At 70.3% G+C, this 6,572-nt stretch carries 9 protein-coding genes; 6 read left to right on the top strand and 3 right to left on the bottom strand.

Going from position 1 to position 6,572, the window contains the following annotated elements:
* Window positions 1-418 precede the first annotated feature (418 nt).
* The 4 genes from FV222_RS14420 to FV222_RS14405 all read left to right on the top strand — a co-directional run bounded on the left by FV222_RS14420 (window position 419) and on the right by FV222_RS14405 (window position 3,170).
* The gene (locus FV222_RS14420) at window positions 419-1,324 is read left to right on the top strand and encodes a helix-turn-helix transcriptional regulator (protein ID WP_281406027.1); all 906 of its coding nucleotides are present in this window, start codon (window positions 419-421) and stop codon (window positions 1,322-1,324) included.
* 209 nt (window positions 1,325-1,533) lie between these two features.
* Complete coding sequence (gene cysE / locus FV222_RS14415) at window positions 1,534-2,391, top strand: serine O-acetyltransferase (protein ID WP_147754134.1); 858 nt, start codon at window positions 1,534-1,536, stop codon at window positions 2,389-2,391.
* 129 nt (window positions 2,392-2,520) lie between these two features.
* Window positions 2,521-2,736: a DUF3126 family protein gene (locus tag FV222_RS14410; protein ID WP_147762439.1), complete on the top strand. Its 216-nt coding sequence runs from the start codon at window positions 2,521-2,523 to the stop codon at window positions 2,734-2,736.
* A gap of 104 nt (window positions 2,737-2,840) precedes the next feature.
* The gene (locus FV222_RS14405) at window positions 2,841-3,170 is read left to right on the top strand and encodes a hypothetical protein (protein ID WP_147814800.1); all 330 of its coding nucleotides are present in this window, start codon (window positions 2,841-2,843) and stop codon (window positions 3,168-3,170) included.
* 10 nt (window positions 3,171-3,180) lie between these two features.
* On the opposite strand, the gene FV222_RS14400 is transcribed toward FV222_RS14405, so the two are convergent.
* On the bottom strand, window positions 3,181-3,759 hold the full coding sequence (locus FV222_RS14400; RefSeq protein ID WP_246685469.1) for a transglutaminase-like cysteine peptidase: 579 nt from the start codon (window positions 3,757-3,759) through the stop codon (window positions 3,181-3,183).
* 438 nt (window positions 3,760-4,197) lie between these two features.
* Between FV222_RS14400 and FV222_RS31195 the strand changes: the two genes are divergently transcribed.
* Entirely contained in the window at window positions 4,198-4,518 is a 321-nt protein-coding gene (locus FV222_RS31195; RefSeq protein ID WP_246685468.1) for a hypothetical protein, read from the top strand.
* Window positions 4,519-4,548: 30 nt separating this feature from the next.
* Here the strand turns inward: FV222_RS31195 and FV222_RS14390 are convergent, their stop codons facing one another.
* Both FV222_RS14390 and FV222_RS14385 read right to left on the bottom strand, forming a co-directional pair.
* Window positions 4,549-5,214 carry a transglutaminase-like cysteine peptidase gene (locus FV222_RS14390; protein WP_147814796.1) on the bottom strand — a complete coding sequence of 222 codons (666 nt, stop codon included), beginning with the start codon at window positions 5,212-5,214 and terminating at the stop codon, window positions 4,549-4,551.
* Between the two features lie 522 nt (window positions 5,215-5,736).
* A complete protein-coding gene (locus tag FV222_RS14385) occupies window positions 5,737-6,054 on the bottom strand; it encodes a hypothetical protein (RefSeq protein WP_147814794.1) in 318 nt (105 codons plus the stop codon).
* Window positions 6,055-6,206: 152 nt separating this feature from the next.
* Here FV222_RS14385 and FV222_RS14380 point away from each other — a divergent pair.
* On the top strand, window positions 6,207-6,572 hold a 366-nt coding region (locus FV222_RS14380; protein ID WP_246685467.1), incomplete at its 3' end, for a DUF6502 family protein.

The raw sequence follows: 6,572 nt of genomic DNA, 5'->3' as shown, positions 1-6,572 counted from the left end.
GCACAGCGACTCGCTGCGTTCGCCCGGCCCGCCGCGCCTCGCAGGGCGCCCGCCGAGGAGCCCGTCCTCGAAGCCACCGCACTCGCCACCGACCAGTAGGTTTGTACCAGCGCGGGAAAACCGCAGAGGTTGTCCAGCCAACGATTTGCTGGCTGGGTTGACCGCGGGACCGCAGCGCAACACATACGGGGCGTCGGACGAGGGGACCGATGCGGTCGGCGCCGTGTGCGCCGCAGCATCGCAACCGCTCGAGTTCCTTTGACGAATCATCATGCACCGAGGGCAGGGGTGCGCCGGACGTCTCGCGAGAGATCGGGCGTGACCGCGTCATGGTCGTCCTTGTGTGAGGTTCGCGGCGCATCACTTGCGTCGGGATGGCCGAGAGGCCGATCTCGCGCGTGAGACCGACGCGCTTGGGATCAATCGGAAAGCGGACGACGCCATGACCGGCGCGGTGGAACAAGAATCACTCTTCCTGTCCGACCTCGGTCGCCGGGTCCGGCATGCGCGCACGGTCCGCGGCCTGTCGCGCAAGCTTCTGTCTCAGACCTCGGGCCTGTCGGAGCGCTACATCGCCCAGCTGGAGGGCGGGCAGGGCAACGTCTCGATCATCCTGCTGCGGCGCGTCGCCGACGCGATGGGCGTGCGCCTCGACGACCTGATCACCGGCAACGACGCGATCCCCGACTGGCCGGTTTTGCGCGACCTCCTCGGCCACGCCTCGCCGGCCCAGATCGCGGCCGCGAAGGACGCGCTTTCGGGCGGCCCGCGCGACGGAAGCATGCCGCGTCCACGCGTGGCGGTGGTGGGCCTGCGCGGCGCGGGCAAGTCCACCCTCGGGCGGATGACCGCCGAACGCCTCGGCTGGCCGTTCATCGAGCTCAACGCCGAGATCGAGCGCGAGAACGCGCTCTCGGTCCAGGAGATCTTCGCGATCTACGGCCAGGAAGGCTACCGCCGCCTGGAGCAGGCGGCATTGCGGCGCCTGACCGAGCATCCCGGGCCGTTGGTCCTCGCGACCAGCGGCGGCATCGTCGCCGAGCCGCTGACCTACGACCTCCTGCTGCAGGCCTTCTTCACGGTCTGGCTCAAGGCGCGGCCCGAGGAACACATGCAGCGAGTCCGCGACCAGGGACATCTCGCCATGACCGGCGACCACGCCTCGGCGATGCTCGAGCTGCGGGCGGTGCTCGCCAGCCGCGAGCCGCTCTATGCCCGCGCCTCGGCGACCGTCGACACCTCCGACGTGCCCGTGGACGTGATGGTCGACCGCCTGACCCGGACGATCGAAGCGCGCTTCCAGGGGCAGGCGGTGACCGCCTGAGGGGTGCGATGTCGCGCCCGCCGTCCTGACGCGGCCCTTGATCGAGGCCGGCGGCCACCCCAAGCTTTCCGCTCACGTCGAACGGGAACCCGCCTTCGCCGGTTCGCGAACCGACCCGTGATCATCCGTGGACCCGGCGCGACCCGGTCCGGGCGCCCCGGCACGGGGCAAGCCGCCCTCCGTCGCCGCGCCACCCGAGGAGCATAACCATGACTGGCAGCCACGCCCTCGGGCGCCCCGTCGCCGACGGGCTCGCCGGCACCGTCGACCCGGTCTGGTCGCGCCTGCGCGCCGAGTCCGAGGCGGTGATCCGCGACGAGCCGCAACTCGCCTCCTTCATCGTCGCCACGATCCTGAACCACACCAGCCTGGAGGGTGCCGTCTCGCACCGGGTCGCCGCCCGGCTCGGACACGCGGCGCTTCCCTCGGAGCTGGTCGCGCATGCCTTCCACGAGGCGATCCAGGCGGACCCGCGCATCGGCGAGGCGTTCCGCGCCGACATCGTCGCCGTGATGGACCGCGACCCTGCGACCAGCCGCGCGATCGAGCCTGTGCTGTACTTCAAGGGCTTCCACGCCATCCAGGCGCACCGCCTGGCGCACCATGTCTGGAACCAGGGCCGGCGCGACCTCGCGCTCTACCTGCAGAGCCGGTCGTCGGAGGTCTTCCAGTGCGACATCCACCCGGCGGCGCGGATCGGACGGGGGGTGTTCCTCGACCACGCCACCGGCCTCGTGGTCGGCTCCACCGCCGTGATCGAGGACGACGTCTCCATCCTGCACGCGGTGACGCTCGGCGGCACCGGAAAGCAGGGGGCCGACCGCCATCCGAAGATCCGCCGCGGCGTGATGATCGGTGCCGGCGCCAAGATCCTCGGCAACATCGAGGTCGGGGAATGCGCCCGGGTCGCCGCCGGCTCGGTGGTCCTGCGCCCGGTGCCGGCCAACACCACGGTGGTCGGCGTGCCGGCCCGCGTGGTCGGCACCGCCGGCTGCGCCGAGCCGGCCCGGGCCATGGACCAGCTCGTCAGCATGGACCAGTTCATCCACATGGCCGAGGGCATCTGACGCGCGGGTCCGGCCGCGCTTGCTCCTCCGCCGAGGGCGTGGCAAGCGGTGGCCCGGCCGCCGGGCGGGCTCCCGACCAGGGCACGCACCCGGAACGCCCTGCATGAAGAACCCGAAAGGCTCGACAGCGTGACCAAGCCCGAAGTCGCGAAGCTGCAGGACTACCTGCGCCGCAAATTCGCCAACGCCAGCATCCGCATCGTGGCGATGAAGAACGGCGATTCCGCCGAGGTCTTCATCGGCGACGAGTCGATCGGCGTGATCTCCGACGACAAGGAGGACGGCGACGATTCCTTCGTGTTCCGGATGGCGATCCTCGACATCGATCTCGAGGACGACGCCTGAGGCGCGTTCGGCCTGTGCACGGGTTAACGCTAACCCGCACAGGTGCTTAACGTTTCGTAAACATCAGCGTTAGACTGCGCGCATCCTCGGTCGGAGCGTGCGTCATGGTCATCACCCTCGCTTCCCTCGACGCGATCCGGACGCTCTGCGTGGGCTTGGCCCTCTCGGGGCTCCTCGCCAGCGCGTTCGAGATGTGCACCACGCGTCGCGCCAGCTTCAGCCTGCTCGGGCACGGCGGCGTCACCGCCGTCGCCGCGCTGCCGATGCTGGCCTTCGGCGCGCCCTTCATCATCCTGCGCAACACCCTGCGCGGACGCCGGATCGAGGGGCGCCCGATGCCCTTCGTGATGATGGCGACCGTCATCGCCTGCGGCTGGGGCCTGCTCTCGGGCCGCGTCGCGCTGGGCCTTGCGGCCTTCGTCGTCGGCGCCTGAACCGGCGCCGTCAGCGGTTGGCCGTCGCCACCGGCGAGGCGCCGCCGTTGAGCGTGACCCAGGCGCGCCCGTCCTGCCCCTCGCGCTTAATGTAGGCGTATCCGGTGTCGCGCCACGACAGGATCGTGTTGGTCTTGTTGTCGAGGATGAAGTCGCCGCGATCGGTGCGCACCATCAGCACCGCGTGGCCCTCGCCGATGTCGTCGATGACCACGGTCATCCGCAGCGCACGCCGGGGCAACCCGCGCTCGATCAGCATCCGACGCTTGAGCAGCTGGTAGTCCTCGCAATCACCGAACCCGTCGTCGGGGAAGTCCCATCGATCGACGACGCCCCAATGGGCCTGGTCGGTGACCGGCCTGATCCGGGCGTTGACCCGGCGGTTGACGCCGGTCAGCGTCCGCCACAGGTCGGCGTCGAACCGGATCGTGGTCGGCTCGCGCGTGTCCACGTCGCACTCGGTGGGCATGCGCTGGCAGAACGCGGTCCAGGCCGCCACCGGGCGCGCTGCCGCCCCGGTCTCCACGGGCGTGGCCGCATCGGGCAGGCTGGCGAGCGTCCGGGGCTGGGTCGAGGCCCCGCCGATCATCAGGATCGTTCCGGCAAAGCCCAGGGCGGCCGCGCGCCCGGTGCTTCGCAGGGCAAAGCGCCATCGGATGCCGCCGAGGGCACCCGCCGCCTGGACAACCGCGTACCGCATGCTCGATGCTCCGCCCTGCCGAAGCGACCAAGCTGGCACGGGCGTGCCGGCGGCTCAATCAAAAAATGAAGGCGAATTAACCAATCGGCTCTCGGATGGTTCCACCGAGGCCGCGGGCGATGCGCGAAAAAAGTTCATGCGCTTCGGGAATGCGAGACCTGCGTGGTCGATCGCCCCTTGATTCCGGCGTGATTCGCAGCTTGAGACTGTGACACCGGCGTGACGGCACGCCGGCGCCACGGGATCGGCTTCGCAGGTCCCAGCAAGACGCCGGCCAAGCGGCCGCCAGGGATCATCGCAACCGTGTCGCAACCCCCCATCCATCTCATGATCCGGGCTCTCGCGGAGAACGGCGCCCCGGGGGCGATCGACATCGCCCAGCACGCAGTGGAGATGTTCCTCGCCGCCTCCCCGACCGATGCGGACCGCGCGCTCGCGGTCGACATCCTGCTGCGCGACCTCGCCAGCCTGCGCGGCGTCGCCCCCCACATCACCGCCTTCATCGGCCGGATCGAGATGCAGCTCGGCCGCATTCGTCGGGACGCCCTCAAGCGCCCGGCGCAACGCCCCGTGCCGGCGGATGCGGAGATGACCGAAGAGGTCGCGGCGTCCGAGGCCGAGGCCGAGCCGGCGCTCCAGGCCGCCTGAGCCGCCCGATCCTCCCCGGCCGCCTGATCCTCAGCGGTTGGCGGTGGTGACAGGCGAGGTGACGCCGCCGAGCGACACCCAGGCGACGGCGTCCTGGCTCTCGCGCTTGATGAAGGTGTAGCCGGTGCGGTGCCAGGGCAGGATCTGGCTGGTTTTGTTGTCGAGCACGAGGTCGCCGCGATCGGTGATCAGGGTGAGCACCGCGTGGCCCTCGCCCTTCTCGTCGATGACCACGGTCATCCGCATGGCGCGGCGCGGCAGGCCGGCGCGGGCGAGCAGGCTGCGCTTGAGCAGCTGGAAGTCCTCGCAATCGCCCGAGCCGTCCTCGGCGAGGTCCCAACGGTCCGGCACCCCGAGGTGATCCATGTCGGTCACCGGCGTCACCGTGGCGTTGACGCGGCGGTTGACCGTCTGGATCGTGTTCCAGATCGCGGGGGTCATCGCGATGCGGGCGGGCTCGGCGGCGTTGACCGCACACTCGGCCGGGTAGGTCTGGCAGAACGTCACCCAGGCGAGGATCGGCTTGGCGACGCCGACCGGCGCGGCCGCGATGGTGGGGGCGGGCAGCGAGGCCAGGGTCTGCGCCACGGCCGGGGCGACGGCGAAGGCCAGTCCGGCCGTCACGGCGAGGCCGGCGAGGGCCTTGCGCAGACGGGGCGCCGACACCGCCCGAACCGTCGAAATCGCGAACCGCATCGCCGTGGCCCAACCCGTTAAGCTCTCGTTAACGAAAGCTCTCACGCCGAGGCCCCGACGGCAATCACCCCCTTAACGAAAGGTTAACGCTGTGCGTAACGCGAGAATGCGGATGCGACGGCTGGATCGATGCAAACGGGACACAGGTGCGGCCTTGGCGCCCGTTCTCGCGCGGTGCCCCATGACGGGCGGGCGAAGACCGAGGATCGGAACCAGTCGACCGAGCCGGCGCGCACCAGCCCGAAGCCGGCTTCGCTGGCGCGATTGGCGTCGTAACAGGTCGCGCACGGTTCAGTCGACAAGGTCGCCAACGCCCGCTTCGCGCGTGGCGAGCGCGGAGAAGTGAGAGGATGTGCGGCTCCGTCGAGCGTCCAGGAAGGGCCCGCGCTCAGAGCGCCAGCATCAGCAGGCCGACGACGAGGACGGCGAGGATCATGCAGAGGGCGAGGTCGAGGATGGGAGCCCCGCCGCAGGAGGATCGGTGGTTGGTCGGCATGGCTTGCGACCTTGCGATGGCGGGAATCATCGGATGGTATCCCGATGGAGGGTGAGAAGCGTCTCCCAGACCGGGCTGCCGGCCCGGGAGACGCCGTCGAACGCCGCAGCTCGTCGGGAAGGGGATCCTGAGGCTGCGGCCTGCGTCGCCCCCGAGGGCGCGACGCGGTGGGCCGTCTCCGCGGCGACGATCGCGAAGGTGGGCAGGGCCAGGGCGACAAGGCAGGCGGCGAGCCGGCCGTGCCGCGAGAGGTCCGGCCCGGTCGCGGTCCCGCGCTCGGAGCGCCGGGCCGCGTTCAGGGGCGCCATATGCCGGCCGACGAAGGCATGCCTGGTGTCGCGCATCGTCTTCGCCGGTCCTGATGGTGTGGGAAATTTGACCACGCTGCAAACCTATGTGTGTAAAATTCCCACGTCAACGCGAAATGGCTGTGCCGACGTGCGTTCGCGTACTCTGTGGGATTGTGTCCCACACATCCCGTGGTCATGCTGATCTGATGTCCGAGACCATCAACGACACCGGCGAGGGAACCAGCCTGCACGCGCCGGTGGCGCGCCTGCTGCGGCCGCTGGTGCGGCTGTTCGTGGCGCGCGGCATCACCTTCCCGGCGCTGACGAACCTACTGCGGGAACTCTACGTCAACGTCGCCGAGTACGACTTCGCGCTTCAGGGCAAGGAGCAGACAGACAGCCGCGTCTCGCTGCTCACCGGCATCCACCGCAAGGAGGTGCGACGTCTGCGCGGCGCCGGGGCTCCGGTGAGCGCAGTGCCGGCGGTGGTCTCGCGGACGAGCCGGATCATCGCCCGCTGGCTCGCCGACCCGGCCTTCACCGACCCGGACGGACGGCCGCTGGCGCTGCGG

The organism is Methylobacterium sp. WL103, assembly GCF_008039885.1.
In the GTDB taxonomy this organism is placed as follows: domain Bacteria; phylum Pseudomonadota; class Alphaproteobacteria; order Rhizobiales; family Beijerinckiaceae; genus Methylobacterium; species Methylobacterium cerastii.
The sequence above is the reverse complement of the archived record's forward strand: the minus strand, read 5'-3'. Positions and strand labels throughout refer to the sequence as shown.